Origin of the sequence: Exiguobacterium sp. s149, from assembly GCF_018618395.1 — a bacterium.
GTDB lineage: Bacteria > Bacillota > Bacilli > Exiguobacteriales > Exiguobacteriaceae > Exiguobacterium > Exiguobacterium chiriqhucha.
The window spans coordinates 213,359-230,732 of record NZ_JACSLZ010000002.1 but is presented as its reverse complement, the minus strand read 5'-3'; the positions used below and the strand labels follow the sequence as shown (position 1 = coordinate 230,732).

Genomic DNA, 17,374 nt, shown 5'->3' with positions numbered 1-17,374 from the left:
CGAGAAAAAACCCCCATTTTTAAAATGGAGGTTAGCGTAACATCGATAGCGTTTTCGTCGTGCCGTCCGACAGTTTGTAGCGCACGACGTAGTGGCGCGACGTCGTCTGGACTGTGGCGGACGTGATTTTGGTCGTCTTTTCGCCGATATGGATCAGCGTCAAATACTCGACTTGATTGCGGAGTCACCAGTCGTAGTCCCGGTACGCCACGTAACTCGCACCGACGGCGAATTTCGGGAGCGGTGCGACTTTAAGTTGCGACAGATGGATCAATCGGTTCTCGTTGTCTTTCATTTCATAGTGTCCTCTTTTATCTGACTGATCAACGGTCGCATATATACCATCATATATTTAGCCAAAGAAAGGAAAATTCGTACTATATTTTTGGATGAATCAGGTTATAATGCGGCCCAGACACTCTGTTTCAAGACGATACGTTGGACCGTTTCGGGATTGAGATCATATTTCGTTGAGACGGTACGGGTCACTTTCGCTTTCAAGTCAGGGTCGTCCGATTGCTCGGCCTCGTAGACGCGATTCCAGGCTTGCCAAACGCGTGCTTCTTCATCTGACAGTTGTGTGTCCCATTCCTTCTCTTTTAACTGCCAGCCGAACGACATCTCTTCATAGGCGCCGGGTTGGACCGTGTCCGCCAGGCTCCAATCGCCTTCAGGGGCGAATACGGCTTCGCCGAGTGGCGATTCAGTACCGATATAGGCTTCGTGATCATAAAAGCGGAGGAGGGCGGCTTGGAACGTATCGCGCGCCGTCACCTCGTCCATGACATCCTGACTGATGGACTGGAGCGTCTCGACGTCAGGTTGTCCGTGGACCACGATGTCATACGTATAGCGGACGGCCTTGTCTTCTGTCACAGCTTGTCTCGTTTCAATCGTGTAGCGCTGCTCGTCGTCTGTTGCCTCTGCTTGCGTGACGGTTTCGTCGGTCGTTTCTTCGGCTGGCTCGTGCGGCCAGACGTAGACGGTCATGGCGATGGCGGGGATGAAGAGAAGAGCGCGCCTCAGCCGATACACCCATTTTGGTTTTTGTTTTGTTGTCATTTCACTCACTCCAATGTGTATGTATAAAAAATCCCCTGATGTCAGGGGATTAACGTGTCCGATTTAATCGTACGATTCGAGCATCTGGATTGTCGATGCCGCGGACCAACTCGCTCAAGATTTTAGAACCTAACATGCTGTAGACCGTGCCGTTGCCCCCATATCCAAGTAAATAATAAAGGTTCGGACGGTCCGGATGTTCCCCGATAAAGGGTAGTTGGTCGATTGACTCACCGAACAGGGCCACCCAGGCGTATTCAACTGTCAAATCATACATCGGGAACAGCGCCTCGACTTCTTGGCGCAATCGTTCGGCCCGTTTTTGAATGAGTGCCTCGCTATGCGGGGTTTCTGCTTTTTCTTCATCGAGTCCGCCGGCGATGATGCGGCCGTCGACGGTCGTCCGTAAATAGAGGTACGGCCGTTTCGTTTCCCAAATGAGCGCCTGACCTTCCCACTCGTCGAAGTCAGGAACGGGATTCGTCGCAATCGCATAAGAACGGTTGAGTTCGATCCGATGCGTGTCGAGGAGCGGGGCCGGGCGATAACCGGTCGCAAAGATGACGTGGCCCGCTTTGAACGTTCCCGCGGGGGTCAAGACGAGCCAGTCGTCTCCATCGGCGACGACTTCTGTGACGTCCGTCTCTTCGAAAATCGGGACGTTTTGGGTCGACAAGTAGCGGACGACCTGACGGCTGAGCGTGAGCGGATTGACCTCGGCATCGCCGTTCGTAATCAAGCCGGCCGGTTTATCGAACGGATAGCGGTCTTGTAACGCCTCCCGGTCGAGCCATTCGGCCGCGAGTCCGTGTTTCGTCAGCATCTCATACTCCCGTTTCAATTTGGAGACATCTGCCTCGCTGCTGGCGAAGCAAAGACTGTCGCGCCGGATATAGACGTCTTTGGCGTCAACCGTCTCGGCGACCTCATCGAGCGCATCGACCGCCTCGGCACACAGTTTATAGAAGCGGACGGCATCCGCTTCACCGATTTGGTCGGCCAGTTCGTGCAACATAATGTCGTTCGAGTATTGAATGAGTCCTGTGTTCGCGGCCGTACTCCCGGCTCCTACTTTCCCTTGGTCGATGACGGCGAAATCGACACCGTCTTTGTAAAGCGTATAGGCTGTCAGCGTTCCCGACATGCCCGCGCCGATGACGAGTACGTCGTAGCGCTCTTTCTTGATCGGTTTTTGTAAGACGATCTGTTCCGATTCTGTGGTCGGCCAATATAAGTTCCCGTTGTGCATCTCCATAACGTCATCCTCCGATAATCAGCATCTTCTACTTAATCCCCGAATTTCACGAATGAAAACGCAAAAGGCCGCAGACAATCTGTCTGCGGCTTGCGTATTCGATTCAATCGTTACTTTTTGATGACGACTGTGTTCGCGGATGCGCCTTTCGTGTAGCTGATCCGTTTCACATTCTCTGCGCCACGGATTTCAGCCAAGTTCGTTCCATCGACAATTACTTCTTTGACAGTTGCGCCGTCGAAGTCGATGATGGCACCGGCTTCTTTCGGTTTCACTTGAACGACGATGTTTTTGAGCGGGTCACCTGTCAATTCCGTGTAGGCGCCGCGTACGAAGATGCCGTTCTTGAAGTTCGTGCCTTTACCGATCGTCACGCCGATGAAGTCATCTTGGAGGACGAGGCGTGCAGCCTTGTTGTTCTCGACTGTGTAACGCGTCAATTCCACTTCTGGCTCCGGAGTGAGGTCGATTTGTGCGAGGACCGGATCGTGGTCACTGGCGCGGCCCGACATTTCCGTGAAGTCAGCGTTGACGTGAATCATATCGATTTCGGTCGTCGCCGCTAAACGGTTTGACACGAGGATATGGTCGAGCACTTGCGAGTTCCCTTGATAGACGTACGAGTAACGGTCGACAGCTGGGACTTTCTCGACCATGTTCGTCATCAAGTCGCCTTTGAAGATTTGCATCGCATCCGAGAATTCGAAGTCGTTGAAGTCACCGAGGGCGACGACGTTCGCGTCCGGGTTGTCCGTTTTCACGTCAGCGACGAAGTCATGGACGATTTGAGCGATTTGTTTTCGTTGGACTTCACTACCGAGCACGACCGGCTGTTTCGAGCCGAAGAAACCAGTGTCGCCACCTTTCGAGTTCCAGTGGTTGGCGATGACGACGACGTTCTCGCCTTGGAAGTCGAACTGGGCCGCGAGCGGTTTACGTGAGCTGTTGAACGCTGGGTTGAGCGGGTCGATGCGGCCCGGGTTGTGCGTCAACTTGCCGTTTTCATAACCGACAGCTGTCGTTGCGTCACCGGCAGGGATGCCTTCTGTGAGCGAGACACGTTCCGGGTCATACAAGAAGCCGACACGGATGTTGGCATTTGGTGCGCCGCCGTCTTTATTGTACTCAGGGTCGATGTTGACGTACTTGTACGATTTGCCGCCAATCGAGACGATATTGTCGATCAAACGTTGGTAGCTTTGATCGGCCGCAGAATCGCCTGTACCTTCCCCGTTGTTATCTTGGACTTCGGTCACGCCGATGATGTCCGGGCTGTTCAATTCCTCGACGAACGCTTTCGCGAGTTTGAGGGCTTTCTCGTCCGACGTCTCTTTGACGTTGTTCGAGAAGTTCTCGAGGTTGTAAGAGGCAATCGTCAATTTGTCCTCTTCAGCTTCGATGAACGTCGTCTCGCGCTTGGCATCACCTTTGACGAAGGCAGCCGTCATCTCATCAAGACCAGCTTGAATCTTATAGTTGCCGTACGAGTATCCAACGACACCGACGATCGGGCCGTTGAAGCGGTCACCGGTCGCGACATCGAAATCACGAGCGTCGGCATTTGGTTCGAGACGGAATTGAATCCGTTCCGGGTTGGCATCATCTTTTTTCAACAGAATACCACCGTTGAACGTCTCGGTCGGTGTTGCTTCGAGCACGGTCACGAGGTCGCCGTTCTGTTGCGGTGATACCGATTTGAGGTTGCCCGTCTCGACGCGCATCCCTTCAAGGCTCTCCCAGAAGTCGATGGCGTCTTTGTCCGGGTTGAAGACGGCGAGGGCATCGCTGTCGATGAACTCGGTCGGCAAGTTCGACGCGTCGATTTTCACTGGCGTCGGGAGTGTGACACCGCTCTTGACGACGTTGACACTTCCGTTGCGTGTATCGATTTGCGTCATCTTCATATCCGTCTGTTGACGGTCGCTGTAGCCTTCGATGGCGTACTCGCTGACGAGACCTTTCACGTTGACGAGGTCACCGACTTGGATGCCCGCGATTGAACGGCCACCATACAAGATGATTCCTTCTGACGTTCGTGCATCTTGGTCGGCTTCCGTGTCAGGCGTTTGGATATAGTAATACGTGGTACCCATCGATACGAACGAGTACGTGACGACGCCCTCGACGCCTTCAACAGTCTGTCCGTTCATCGGTGACGTGTGGCTTGCGCCTTGGATGTCATGAATGCGGATTTTGTCCGTGATTTTATAGTCGAACGTCGTCACGGCGCTGAACGCATCACCCGATTTGACGGCAACTTTGAGCGTTTTCGTCTCCTCGATGCGGACTGGTGACGTATAAAGGGTACCGTTCACTTTCGGATCCGACCCGTCGAGTGTGTAATAGATGTCAGCGCCCGCTGTCGTCGTCGAAAGTGTCACGTCTTGTGGACCGACGAACGTGCCTGCACCTGGCTTCGCTGTTGCCGGACGGAGTACCGATGCGTCGATTACTGCGTCAGATACGTCGCGCGGAATGATTTGATACGTGTTATCGAACTGTTGCACGATACCCGTGATTGACGAGTAGTTGACGTCCGTCTGTAAATCGAGAATGCCGCGCTCATCACGCACGACGAACTCTTTCGTTCCATCCGTGGCCGTCAAGTTTTGCCCGCTACCTGAGAGGGTGACGTTATTGACGGTGACGAGTTCAGACTCGACGTCCTCATTGATTTGTTCGCCAGTTAGGACTTGCGCAGCTGGTACGCTCGCCGCTTGTTTCGAGACGACGACGGCGCTGTTTAATTGAAGCAATTCACGATACGAACCGATGGCACCTGTGACGACGACTTCATCACCGACGTTGACGTCAAGTGACGTCGGACGGACCGAGAGGCCGCCTGTCGCATCTTGAATCGAAATCGTATTGGCCAATTTCGCCGTGACGATTCCTTTAATCGTGACCGTTTCACCTTCTGCTTTCGTACGAGCGTCACTGATTGAAATCGGAGTGACAGGCGCCGGTGGTTCTACCGTACCGCCATCGCCGTATTCGACGCCTTGGAACGTGTGCAATCCGAGGTTCGTGAACGTATCGATTGGTTGTGTGTTCCATTCAGTGGCCGGGTCGAACGCATCCGCGCCGTTCGCATCCCCTGTCGTGATCGTATCTTTCCGAACCAACGACTGGTCAGCCGTGGCGACCGTCGTTCCCCATTTCGTACCCGGATCGAATCCGACTTGACCGAAGACGTCGAGCACCGTGTCCCCTTTTTTCAAGACGAGCGTGTCGTCGCCGTTAAAGTTCGTCACACCGCTTGTCGTGTTCGATTTCGCTTTCAAGGCATCACTCGCGCTGGCGTTGACGATGACATACGTGCCACCTGGCTCGAGCGTACCTGTCAAGTTGAGCGTCGTGCCTGGAGTGGCCGCTCCGTTCGCATACAATTCAAGTCTATAGGCCGAGAGGTCGATGGCCGCATTCGTTCCATTGAACAATTCGATGGCTTTGTTGTTACTAGACCCTTCAACGTATTCCGAGATGAATAGGTCTGAAGCGTTCAATGTCTCTGCGTGTACGTTTGCCGCGATCGGCGTCATGCTGCTGACGATGAGTCCGGCTGATAAGGCGAGGCCGGTCATTTGTTTGAATGAACGTGCTTGTGGTTTCCCCATGTGTTAGTCTCCCTTTGATTATGTAGATGGCCGATACGATGTCCCAGTTCGTGTGGTCACTTGCTTGAGCGGATGCCCCCTTAATCCAAAAAAATGATAGCGCTTACATTACTCGACTTGACGCCAGGAAGACATAATCGTACTTCCCCATCGTTTGACGTATTTCACTATCATTTACCAACTTTTCAACTACATGTTAAACATAACCAAGCAGACGTCAGAACTCAATCCACTTATTGCGAAGTTCATATTACAGTTTGATTACAGACATGAAGAGAACTGAGCAAGTAGGCAATCGGGTTGACGCGACGTGTTGCAACTCTTACAATTCATTAATACAACTAAGTGTATCGGTTAACTTCGGATTAAATAGGGAGGAAACGAATGACGACAATTACTTATCCGGTCATCCCGGGAGCGGGCGCGTTTTATTACGAAGGAAATGATATTGGCATCTTGTTATGCCATGGCTTTAACGGGACGCCTCAAAGTGTGCGTGACGTTGGAACCGCCTTGATGGAGAAAGGATTCACCGTCTTCGCACCGCGGCTCAAAGGACATGGGACGGATCCGGAAGAGTTTCGGCAATCGACACGCCGCTGCTGGTATGAGTCGATGGAAGCCGGTATCCGTCTCTTGCGTGAGCGATGTCGACACGTCATCGTTGTCGGGCAGTCAATGGGCGGGACGCTGGCGATGAAGGCCGCTTTAGCCGGGCAGGCCGATGCGATCGTCACTATCAATGCGGCCTTGTCCGTGCCAGGCTATGCCTGTCACGCCACGGACGATGTCTGTCGTTTCATTGATGAAGACGAACCGGATATCTGTGCGCCGGGTGTATATGAAATTGTCTACGACAAAGTGCCGACGTCAGCCATTCGGGAATTACTCGCGCTCATCGAGGAAGTGCGACCGATGGCGGCCGAGGTGACCGTGCCGACGTGCGTCATCCATTCGGCCATCGATAACGTCGTGCCGCCCGAGGACTCGATGTGGTTGTACGAAACTGTTCAAGCCCCAAAACAACGAGAGGTGCTCGAACAGTCGTATCATGTGGCGACGATGGACCATGACCGGGAGCGGTTAGCGGACGTCATCGGCGCATTCTGTGAACAAGTTGCGACAGCCCCGAAAATGTAGTCTCCGGACTACATTTTTTTATATCTCATTATTTGCAAACGCTTGCACAAGTGCTATTGTAGTATTAGATTCAGCCTAAAACAGGTATTGCTGTTCAAGTATATAAAATATAAATGATGAGATGTAGGAGGCAAGCGGCGTATGGAGTCAATGGTCAGCAGAGAACAAGTGGCGAAAAAAACGGTCACCCGCACGTGGTGGAAAGAAGCGATCGCGTATCAGATTTACCCTCGTAGCTTTAAAGATTCGAACGGAGACGGGATTGGTGATCTCCGCGGTATTATCGAGAAGCTCGATTATTTAGAAGACCTTGGCATCGATGTGATTTGGCTATGTCCGATGTACAAATCTCCGAACGATGACAACGGCTATGATATCTCGGACTATCAAGACATCATGCAAGAGTTTGGGACGATGGAAGACTTTGACGCATTGCTCAAAGCCGTCCATGCACGCGGCATGAAGCTGCTCTTGGACCTCGTCGTCAACCATACGTCCGATGAGCACCCGTGGTTCGTCGAATCGAAACGCTCGAAAGACGACCCGAAACGCGACTGGTATATCTGGCGCGATGGGACGGATGGGGGACCCCCGAACAACTGGGCGAGCATCTTTGGTGGTTCAGCGTGGGAGTACGATGAGACGACCGAGCAATACTATTTGCACGTCTTCTCCAAAAAACAGCCGGACTTGAACTGGGAAAATGAAGACGTGCGTGGTGCCGTCTACGATATGATCAACTGGTGGCTCGACAAAGGCATCGACGGATTCCGGGTCGACGCAATCAGCCACATCAAGAAGATGCCAACCGAGACGATGTTGCCGTCCCCAGACGGAAAACCGCACGTCACGGCGTTCTCGATGTATTCGAACATCGATGGCATCCACGACTATCTCCAAGAGATGAAGCAGGAGACGTTCGCCAATTACGATATTATGACGGTCGGCGAGACGAACGGGATTGAACCGCAAGCCGCCGATTTATGGATGGGGCCGGAGAACGGAGCGATGAACATGGCCTTCCACTTCGACCATGTCGATATCATGCGGCAATCACGTCTGGCGCCGCTCGATGTCGTCAAGCTGAAGCGCATCTTTGACAAGTGGCAACAAGGCCTACTCGAGACGGGATGGAACGCTCTCTATATCGAGAATCATGACATGGTCCGTGCCGTCTCGCTCGTCGGGGATGAGAACCACTATTGGCGCGAGAGCGCGACTGCGCTTGGTATGATGTATTTCTTCATGCACGGGACACCGTTCATCTATCAAGGGCAGGAAATCGGTATGAAGAATGTGCCGCTTCCGTCCATCCATGACTATGACGATGTGGCGACGAAAAATGAATACTTCGAACGGATTGCCAACGGGATGAGCGAAATCGATTCGATGCAGCACGTATGGGGCACATCACGCGACAACGTCCGCACCCCGATTCAATGGGACGCGTCACCGAACGCTGGTTTCTCGACAGCGTCGCCATGGATGCCGATTCATGAAGAGTATGAGACGCTCAACGTCGACGCCCAATCGAAGGATGCCCATTCGATTCTTTCGTTCTATAAAGCGATGATTCGTCTTCGTCGGACGGAAGACACGTTCACGTACGGCAGTTACCGCGATTTGTTGCCGGAACATCTGCAAGTGTTCGCCTATGAACGGAAGTTTGAAGAACAAACGTTTTATGTCGTCGTGAACCTGACGGCAAACCCTGCCGAGACGACGCTGCCTGGTCTCGACAAAGCGACGCTCGTGTTAACGAATGAGATGGATCCTGAGACGATCGAGACGGACACGTTTATGCTGCGTCCGTTCGAGGCAAGACTGTACCGCTTATAATAAGAAGACACCTTCCCGGCGAAGGTGTCTTTTTAGGAGGTAGGAAGATGCAGCATCAAATAGAGATGGGAAACGATGAGACGATATTCGAGTTCGTCATCGCGGAAGCGTCACGCGACACGTTACGACTCGTCCATGCGCAAGTCATCGAGACGGTCCGGACGGAGGCGTATGTCCAATTTGCACGGGATTTGACCCATGCCTTTCACGCGTTGCAAGGAGTGGCTCGATTACAAAATGAGGCAGGGCGAGTGATTTTGACAATCTCGTTCGAACGAGGCCGCGTCGAGGTCGAGACGGCTTGGGGACAGGGGACGAACCGATTCGAGACCGATCAAAGTTATTTGACGAGGACGGTCGGACAAATCGGCATCGTGGAATAGATTGTGACAAACGCGGGAAAAGAGCATATGATAGAGGTTGACTATACGGAAAGGGGTGTCGGGTATGGATGGCACGAAACGCGCGGACATTCGCCCAGGGCTCCACGTCCAGATTGTCCTAAAACAAGATCAGCGGAGTGGGAAGTTGACGTCAGGCGTCGTCAAAGACATTTTGACGAACTCGCCGCGTCACCCGCACGGCATTAAAGTACGCTTAAGCGATGGACAGGTCGGTCGGGTGAAAGTGATCGAAGCTGGAGGTGAATAACATGACTGAAAAGAAATTAAGTTTTCAAGAGGCGATGAAGCAAAAACTCGCTGAAAAGAAACAAAACGAGACGAAAGTGCCGACAGGACTTCGTGGGACGAAGCAGAAACCGTTGACGAACCAGTTGACGAAGAAGCCGAACAACCAGAAGAAACGGACAGGCGTTTAAAAAGCAGCCGCTCACAATGAGCGACTGCCTTTTTTGTTTGTCCAGGTTTGTTCAGTCATGTGACGTACCGATGAAATAGCCATTGTTGAAGTGGTCGAGCAGCTGTTGATAGTACTTCATCTGTTCAACGTTCTTGCTTGCAAGCGCCGCGTCCGCACCGGCGAGCAATTCACCGACGGTCAACCCGACCTCGCTATTGTCTATGGCATAGACGAGCTCGAGATCGAGCACATCAGTACCGTTTAACAAGACGTTGATTTTTGCAGTCGTCAGTTGCATAATCAATCGTTTCTCTTCGGTCATTCCTCTTTTCGCGGGATCCATGAGCAGGGCGAGTGCTTCACGGTCGTCAGTCACGCTATAGGTTTGGCCGTTGAGTGTAATGAACGTTCCATACGAGAACGTTACTTTGTCGAAGTTGAATGTGTTTTTCCAGAAACCGATCGTATACACATCATAGTCGTCCGTTGGTGGCGGTGGTGGCGTACATTCTTCCACCGTCAACGTGACGTAGCGGACCCAAGGAGTACCGACGCCCGGATCACCCGGATAGGCTGTTTCGTTCGAACCGTTCACGACCGTATCCAAGTGGAGGAAAACATTGAATTGGAATCCGTCTGACAAAAGCGTGGATTCAGTGACTCCAAGGTAACCGGCGAGATTCGCATACGGAATCAGTAACTGTGTCGGGTCGACAAGTGATTTGATCTTGAATTCATATGCACCGGGACTTCCACGCTCAAGAGACTCGGTCGTTAAACGGAAATCAATCTTGATGTTTTCTGGTACATCCTGTAAGACGACCCCGTCATTCAAATCGATGACGATTTTCAGCCCATCGGCAACGAACTCAAAGTCAACAGTACCAATCGGGATGTTTTGTCCCGCATAAATCGTTGTACTCGACGTCGTCGACACACACCATTGTTTACTACTTTCTTCCGCAACGACTCCTTTCATTGGCAAGAGCGACAGCACGAACATGAGCACGAACAACAGTGACCACCATTTTCGATGCTTCTTCATCTCGTTCCCTTCTTTCCTCGTGATGACTGAACGTGGTGTTATAGAAGGTGCACACCTATAGTTATTTATTACCCGGTCAATTAGCGTTCAGTCGCAAATCAGGGAAATAATTCAAACGAGATGAGAAATGTAAACAATATTCACATTAAAACCTATTCACAAAGCGAATAGTTTGAAACAAGTTGAATGAGGACGTCAAAATACAGCAGGGAAATAAAGATTTATTATTTCTTTCAGATAACTTTGTAAGCGCTTTAAATAAAGCTATAACTCAACTTTTGTTATATAACATATGAAATAAGTGTGAACTGACCTATAAAAAAATTATTGATAATTGTCAGAATCTTTGTATAATTCAAAACAAGACATTATAAAACATCTTAACAACTTTAGATTCACACAACAGGGAGGAACTTATTTATGGAAGCCGTGCAAAGCATGTTACAAGGAAGCGTCGATTACATGAACAACATCTTATGGACGTATGTTCTCATCGTCGCGCTCGTCGGAGCCGGGATTTACTTTACAGTGAGGACACGCTTTATGCAGTTCCGTTACTTAAAAGAGATGTTCCGGGTCGTCGCTGAAAAACCGGAGGTCACAGACAGCAAGAGCATCAGTTCAATGAAATCGTTCTTCATCGGAGCAGCCACACGAATCGGGACGGGTAACTTGGCCGGTGTCACCGTCGCCGTGACGGTCGGTGGACCAGGAGCGGTCTTCTGGATGTGGATCGTCGCGCTTCTCGGTGGAGCGACAGCGATGATTGAGAGCACGCTCGCACAAGTCTATAAAGTAAAAGATGACGTCGCGTACCGCGGCGGTCCAGCATACTACATTGAAAAAGGACTCAACAACCGGGCCCTTGGTATCGTCTTCGCCGTCTTAATCGCGGTGACGTTCGGTCTCATCTTCAACTCAGTGCAATCGAACACGATCGCGGCCGCGTTTGATAACGCGTTCGGCATCGATGCCGTCGTCGGTGGAGCCATCCTCGTCGTCTTGACTGGATTGGTCATCTTCGGTGGTGTACACCGTGTCGCCAACTTCTCGGCAATCGTTGTACCGATTATGGCTGGATTGTACTTGGCCATCGCCGCTTATGTCGTCGTCGTCAACATCACAGAAATCCCAGGCGTGTTAGCGATGATCTTCCAGAGCGCATTCGGTCTTGAGCAAGCGTTCGGTGGATCGGTCGGAGCAGCCATCTCGATGGGTGTACGTCGCGGTCTCTTCTCGAACGAAGCAGGTATGGGTTCGGCACCAAACGCGGCAGCAGCTGCTGAAGTTTCACACCCAGCGAAACAAGGTTTCCTTCAAGCGCTCGGTGTCTTCTTGGACACGTTGATCGTCTGTACGGCAACAGCGGCCATCATCCTCCTCTCAGACAGCTATGCTGCCGGTAACGGAGAAGGAATCGTCATGCTTCAAAATGCATTGAGCGAACAAATCGGATCATGGGCGCCAGCGTTCGTCGCTGTCAGTGTCTTCTTGTTCGCCTTCAGTTCAATCGCAGGTAGCTACTACTACGGTGAAACAAACATCGAGTTCATCAAGAAGAGCAAAAACGCAGTTCTTGGTTTCCGCCTTGCGACAATGGCGTTCGTCTTCATCGGAGCGGTCGCAAGCCTCGGCTTCGTCTGGAGCTTGGCTGACTTGTTCATGGCAGGGATGACGTTAATCAACATTGCAGCCATCACGTTACTCGGTGGCGTCGCCTTCAAAGTCCTTCGCGACTACGAAGAGCAGCGTGCCCAAGGGCTCAACCCACGCTTCTCGGCCCGTAAACTCGGCATCGAGAACACGGAATGTTGGGACGTCGAAGAAGAAGAAGTCGCACAAGGTGCAGTCCAAGCGGCTGCTGCCGATACGACAAAAGGTTAATTCGTTCAATGTGCAACAACAGGGGCCCTGCGCATCGGGGCCCCTGTCTTTTTATGCTTGTTGACGGATGGATTCGATTTTCGTATCGGCTGGCTTGGCGTTCAAATGGACGTACGTCCCGGCGACGAACAAGGCACCGCCCACGATATTGCCGAGCGTGGCGAAGACGAGGTTATGCAACGCCAGACTGACGTTAATCGCCTCGGACGGGACATAATAGAGCACAAGCCCGAAAATGCCCATATTGGCAATCGAGTGCTCGAAGCCGGCGGCAAAAAAGATGACGACCGGGAGCATCGTCAGCATGATTTTGGCGACATCATTCTTCGTTTTCAGCGGCATGAAGATGGCGATACAGACGAGGATGTTACACAAAATCCCTTTTAAGAAAATCGCTAACGCCTCACCGCCCATCTTTTTCGTAGCGACGACCGACAACAGGTGATCGGCGTCGACGTCACCCATGCTGTGGGCCCCGATGACGAGTCCGACGAGGAGAAGCGCACCGACGAGGTTACCAATCCAACTGATGCCCCAGACGGCCGTCAAATCGCGCCAGTCGACACGTCCGCGTTTCGCGCCCGTATACAAATACATCGTGTTGCTCGTGAACAGCTCGCCGCCCATCCAGACGATGAAGACGAGGGCGACCGAGAAACTCATCCCGGCAAACAGCATCGTCCCGGGAACATCGATGAACATGTTACCGACCGAAAAGGCAAACACGACCCCAATACCGATTAGAAACCCGGCGACGATGGAGCGGAGTGCGTAGTGACCGAACGCATGACGCAACAGCGTCGCTTTTTTATAGGCGGCTTCTTCCATATACTCGACAGCTTGTTTTTCCATTTGAACACAGCCTCCTTTAGACAACTTAAGTCTAGGAGGTCCACTGAAAGTTTGCAATTGTTTTCACAAACTTTTTTGAAAGCCGTTTCAACTGTTCACATCGTTGCCACGAGTTCGACTTTCATTCGGTCGGGATCCTCGAAATAAAGAGCGATATAGTTCGGACCACCGGCGTAAGGGAATCGATCGGCATAGAGCTCCGTGAATCCGTGCTGAGGCAATTCTGAGCGCAGTCGCTCGAGTTGCTCCAATGAGGAGGCATGAAAAGCGAGGTGGTTCAACCCGGTCTTTTTACGATGATAGGGCGGTTCGAGGTGGTCGGCCTCGGTTTGGACGAAGACAAGATACGTGGCGCCGAAGCGATAACTTCGCCCTTCGTCCCATTGTTGATAGACGGTATAGCCGAGCTCGGTGAGAAGCCAGTCCCAAGCGTTGAGACTCTTCGTTAAATCGGAAACGTACAGTTCGACATGGTGCAGCATCGGTCTCATCCTTCCGTCGGACGTTTCAAATGCGTCCGTTTAGTATAATGGTTATTATATAACGAATGCAGGGGGAACCATATGGACAACACGGGGCTTGTCTCGAACATATTGATCGCCGGGAAGACCGGGGTCGGGAAGAGCGCTTTTTTAAATTACATTTATGGGCGTGACGTTGCCGAGTCACGTGCCGGCAGCCCGGTGACGGCCGAAGGACTTCACGAATACGAGTACTACGATCTCGAGCGCGGTATCCTGTTCCGTTTCTTCGATACGTGGGGACTCGAAGCGGACCGGTCCGACGAATGGCATGAAGCGGTCCTCTCCATCGTCAACAAGCGAGAAGGTGCGCTCGATATCGCCGACTGGTTCCATACCATCTATTATTTACTCTCGATCAACTCGGGGCGCGTCGAGGCGTACGAACTCGAATCGATTCTCAAACCGCTCTACGCGAAGCGAAGCAATGTGACGATCATCTTGACGAACTATAACCCAGACAGTGCGATGAACGTCGAGAAGGCGGAAGCGATGGAGGACGTGCTCATGCGCGAACTCGGAATTTCACGGGATGCGATGATTCGCGTCAACAGTGTCGAAAAGAAATTGCTCGGCGGACAAGTCGTGCCGCATATCGGCTATGAAGCGGTGTGGCAACGTAATCGGACCAACCTTTGGAAAGACGTCGAACGAAAACTACCGCATAACTTGACGCGTCATTTATTGACCGAATTAGAGGCGTGGCGCGCCCGGAGCTATCATTCGGCTGAGACGATTCGCATGATCACCCCGCAAGTGATGATCAGCTGGAAAGCCCGGCAAATCGAAAAAGACTTGGAACGAACGCTCGAAGCGGCCGCTGAGACGACAGAGGCGGCGATGGCCCAAGGCGTTCGGCATTATATTCAATTGATGGAACGCTACCCGCTCGTCGGCGCCCCGTCCGACCTTGTTTTTAAAACGCGTCGGGTCGAGCTCGGGTTTGATTATTCGTTTAACCGGACCGTCCGAAAGATGGTGCTCGGCATGATTCCGGGCGTCCACTTCATTTACTGGGCGTTCAAACGGCGAACGGCGGAGCGCGGCATCAAGAAAGCCGTCAATCAACAGTACGAGCTGGTCAAACAGACGATCGAGCTGGACGTGCACCGCGGATTCGAGGAAGAGATGCGACGGCTCGGCCGGACGCTCAATCAATGAGGAGGAACGGACATGGATAAACAGACCAAATTCAATTTTGATACGTACGATTTGAAGGAAGAGCTCGACCGATTGCGCGGAAAAGTCAAAAAACCGAATATCTTAATCGCGGGAGCGACCGGATCAGGCAAGAGTTCCGTCGTCAACCACGTGTTCGGTCGCGACTTGACGAAAGTGGCCGCCGGTGAACCGGTGACGCGAGGGATTCATCAGTTCATGAGTGATGAGATCGCCATCGTGCTCTACGACAGTGAAGGATATGAAATCGGGAGCGCCCGGCAACAAGCGTATGCCGATGAAGTCATCGGTTTCGTTGAGCGGGCCCAGACGAAAGGGGCGGCCGAACAGATTCATCTCGTCTGGTATGTCATCAACGCCTCGATGAAACGGGTCACCCCGCTCGACCGGGCGCTCATCAAACAGTTGAACGAAGCGACATCGGTCGCCGTCCTGTTGACACAAATCGACCAAGTCGATGTAGATGAGCTCACGGCCCTCCGACAGGAATTAATGGATGTGGTACCTGAAGAGGCCGTGTTCCAAGTCAGCGTCGCCGCCGAGCTGTTGAATGATCCGGAATTACGGGCCCATCTCGATTGGGAACGTCTTGTCACGTGGTCGGTCGAACAGCTCGATCACTCGCTCCAAGAAGGGTTGCTCATGGAGATTCATGCCGAGAGTGAGGCGATGCTCAAATTGAAGCGGAAGAAGGCGAACCGCATCATCTCGGGTTATGTCGCCAGTGCCGGAACGGCGGCCGCCGTTCCGCTTCCGTTCGCTGATGCGATCGCGCTCACACCGATTCAAGTGACGATGAGCGTTCACTTGTTCCGCTACTGGGGCGTGAAAGCGAACGACGATATGCTGAAGACGCTGATCGGCAGCACCATCATCCCGCAAATCGGACGGGCGCTCTCGAAGACGATTTTACTGAACGTTATGAAATTCTTCCCGGGGGCGAACGCGGCGGCGAGCGTCATCAATGCGACTGTCGCATCAGGCATCACGTGGGCGATCGGCCTCGCCATCAACGAAGTCGCGTACCGGAACGCGATGGACTCATCGAAGACGATTGAGCAACTGCTCGACAGTGACTTTGGCTCGTTGTTCGAAAAGTTCATGGAACAAAATCCAGTGACGAAAAAGAAGTCTTGATTGAACCGGTTTGATACACTGGTCGAGACGAGACAAAAGGGGGAAACGACATGAAGAAACGAATTTACATCACGAGACGATTACCGGAAGAGGCTGTGGCACCGCTACGGGACAAGTATGAGGTCCGCATGTGGGAAGAAGAAGCGAAGAGTGTCCCGCGTGACGTGTTAGTGGAAGAAGCGGCGTCGGCACATGCGCTTTGGACGATGCTCAGTGACACGATTGACCGGGAACTGATGGAGCAAGCCCCGCAGCTCGAAGTCATCTCGAACTTGGCGGTCGGCTATAACAATATCGATATCGAGGCGGCGAAAGAACGTGGCATTATCGTGACGAACACGCCAGACGTGTTGACCGAGACGACGGCCGACCTCGCTTTCGGACTGATGATGATGACGGCACGCCGGCTTGGGGAAGCGGAACGTGATTTACGGGCCGGGGAGTGGAAGTCGTGGACGCCGATGGGGTACGTCGGTATGGACTTGTATCGGGCCAAGCTCGGGATTATCGGAATGGGACGTATCGGCGAGGCGGTCGCACGCCGGGCCCGTGGCTTCGACATGGACGTGTTGTACCATAATCGGACGCGACGGCATGAATCGGAATCGATGTACGGGTTCGTCTACGCGGAACTCGATGAACTGCTCGAACAATCCGATTTCGTCGTCGTCCTTGCGCCCCTCACCGAGGAAACACGTGGGATGCTAGGGGTGGAACAGTTCGCTAAAATGAAATCGACTGCCATCTTCATCAATGTCGCCCGTGGCGAGATTATCGATGAGACGGCGTTATACGAGGCGTTAAAAGAACAGCGAATTTGGGCGGCCGGTCTCGACGTGTTTGCGAAAGAGCCGGTGGCAATGGACCATCCGCTCTTGACACTCCCGAACGTGACGACACTTCCGCACATCGGCAGCGCCTCGATTCAGACCCGACTCGCGATGATGGCGCTCAATCGAGAAGCCATCATGAACGTGCTTGATGGGGAAGAACCGAAGAACCGTTTGACGTAAAACAAGGACCTGACCGGGTTGCGGTCAGG

The 17,374-nt window shown here is 52.6% G+C and carries 16 protein-coding genes; 9 read left to right on the top strand and 7 right to left on the bottom strand.

What is annotated here, in order from left to right; translation table 11 throughout:
* Window positions 1-31: 31 nt before the first annotated feature.
* The 4 genes from KNP81_RS15365 to KNP81_RS04385 all read right to left on the bottom strand — a co-directional run bounded on the left by KNP81_RS15365 (window position 32) and on the right by KNP81_RS04385 (window position 5,934).
* On the bottom strand, window positions 32-163 hold the full coding sequence (locus tag KNP81_RS15365; RefSeq protein ID WP_285800939.1) for a hypothetical protein: 132 nt from the start codon (window positions 161-163) through the stop codon (window positions 32-34).
* A gap of 236 nt (window positions 164-399) precedes the next feature.
* Window positions 400-1,062, bottom strand: coding sequence for a hypothetical protein (locus KNP81_RS04395; protein ID WP_214718683.1), 663 nt, complete (start codon window positions 1,060-1,062; stop codon window positions 400-402).
* Between the two features lie 49 nt (window positions 1,063-1,111).
* A complete protein-coding gene (locus KNP81_RS04390; protein WP_214718681.1) occupies window positions 1,112-2,317 on the bottom strand; it encodes an NAD(P)/FAD-dependent oxidoreductase in 1,206 nt (401 codons plus the stop codon).
* A gap of 110 nt (window positions 2,318-2,427) precedes the next feature.
* Window positions 2,428-5,934 carry a chitobiase/beta-hexosaminidase C-terminal domain-containing protein gene (locus KNP81_RS04385; RefSeq protein WP_214718679.1) on the bottom strand — a complete coding sequence of 1,169 codons (3,507 nt, stop codon included), beginning with the start codon at window positions 5,932-5,934 and terminating at the stop codon, window positions 2,428-2,430.
* Between the two features lie 384 nt (window positions 5,935-6,318).
* On the opposite strand from KNP81_RS04385, the gene KNP81_RS04380 reads away from it, so the two are divergent.
* The 5 genes from KNP81_RS04380 (at window position 6,319) to KNP81_RS04360 (ending at window position 9,733) form a co-directional block, all read left to right on the top strand.
* The gene (locus tag KNP81_RS04380) at window positions 6,319-7,074 is read left to right on the top strand and encodes an alpha/beta hydrolase (protein ID WP_128123028.1); all 756 of its coding nucleotides are present in this window, start codon (window positions 6,319-6,321) and stop codon (window positions 7,072-7,074) included.
* Window positions 7,075-7,215: 141 nt separating this feature from the next.
* Window positions 7,216-8,913 carry a glycoside hydrolase family 13 protein gene (locus KNP81_RS04375; protein ID WP_251130269.1) on the top strand — a complete coding sequence of 566 codons (1,698 nt, stop codon included), beginning with the start codon at window positions 7,216-7,218 and terminating at the stop codon, window positions 8,911-8,913.
* 47 nt (window positions 8,914-8,960) lie between these two features.
* Window positions 8,961-9,296 (top strand): hypothetical protein, encoded by a 336-nt coding sequence (locus KNP81_RS04370; RefSeq protein WP_214718677.1) that lies wholly within the window; start codon window positions 8,961-8,963, stop codon window positions 9,294-9,296.
* A 64-nt stretch (window positions 9,297-9,360) separates the two neighbouring features.
* Window positions 9,361-9,564, top strand: coding sequence for a YwbE family protein (locus KNP81_RS04365; RefSeq protein ID WP_021067949.1), 204 nt, complete (start codon window positions 9,361-9,363; stop codon window positions 9,562-9,564).
* A 1-nt stretch (window position 9,565) separates the two neighbouring features.
* Window positions 9,566-9,733, top strand: coding sequence for a hypothetical protein (locus KNP81_RS04360; protein ID WP_021067950.1), 168 nt, complete (start codon window positions 9,566-9,568; stop codon window positions 9,731-9,733).
* Window positions 9,734-9,784: 51 nt separating this feature from the next.
* On the opposite strand, the gene KNP81_RS04355 is transcribed toward KNP81_RS04360, so the two are convergent.
* Window positions 9,785-10,759: a hypothetical protein gene (locus tag KNP81_RS04355; protein ID WP_214718675.1), complete on the bottom strand. Its 975-nt coding sequence runs from the start codon at window positions 10,757-10,759 to the stop codon at window positions 9,785-9,787.
* A 420-nt stretch (window positions 10,760-11,179) separates the two neighbouring features.
* On the opposite strand from KNP81_RS04355, the gene KNP81_RS04350 reads away from it, so the two are divergent.
* Window positions 11,180-12,643, top strand: a complete 1,464-nt coding sequence (locus KNP81_RS04350; protein ID WP_214718674.1) for an alanine/glycine:cation symporter family protein — start codon at window positions 11,180-11,182, stop codon at window positions 12,641-12,643.
* A 51-nt stretch (window positions 12,644-12,694) separates the two neighbouring features.
* On the opposite strand, the gene KNP81_RS04345 is transcribed toward KNP81_RS04350, so the two are convergent.
* Window positions 12,695-13,495, bottom strand: coding sequence for a formate/nitrite transporter family protein (locus KNP81_RS04345; protein WP_214718673.1), 801 nt, complete (start codon window positions 13,493-13,495; stop codon window positions 12,695-12,697).
* Window positions 13,496-13,590: 95 nt separating this feature from the next.
* Window positions 13,591-13,977 (bottom strand): VOC family protein, encoded by a 387-nt coding sequence (locus KNP81_RS04340; RefSeq protein ID WP_214718672.1) that lies wholly within the window; start codon window positions 13,975-13,977, stop codon window positions 13,591-13,593.
* An 81-nt stretch (window positions 13,978-14,058) separates the two neighbouring features.
* Between KNP81_RS04340 and KNP81_RS04335 the strand changes: the two genes are divergently transcribed.
* Genes KNP81_RS04335 through KNP81_RS04325 form a run of 3 tightly spaced genes read left to right on the top strand, consistent with a single transcriptional unit; the run spans window position 14,059 to window position 17,345 of the window.
* Window positions 14,059-15,177: a GTPase gene (locus tag KNP81_RS04335; RefSeq protein ID WP_214718671.1), complete on the top strand. Its 1,119-nt coding sequence runs from the start codon at window positions 14,059-14,061 to the stop codon at window positions 15,175-15,177.
* A 12-nt stretch (window positions 15,178-15,189) separates the two neighbouring features.
* Window positions 15,190-16,332, top strand: coding sequence for a YcjF family protein (locus tag KNP81_RS04330; protein ID WP_214718665.1), 1,143 nt, complete (start codon window positions 15,190-15,192; stop codon window positions 16,330-16,332).
* Window positions 16,333-16,382: 50 nt separating this feature from the next.
* The gene (locus KNP81_RS04325) at window positions 16,383-17,345 is read left to right on the top strand and encodes a 2-hydroxyacid dehydrogenase (protein ID WP_214718662.1); all 963 of its coding nucleotides are present in this window, start codon (window positions 16,383-16,385) and stop codon (window positions 17,343-17,345) included.
* Window positions 17,346-17,374 lie beyond the last annotated feature (29 nt).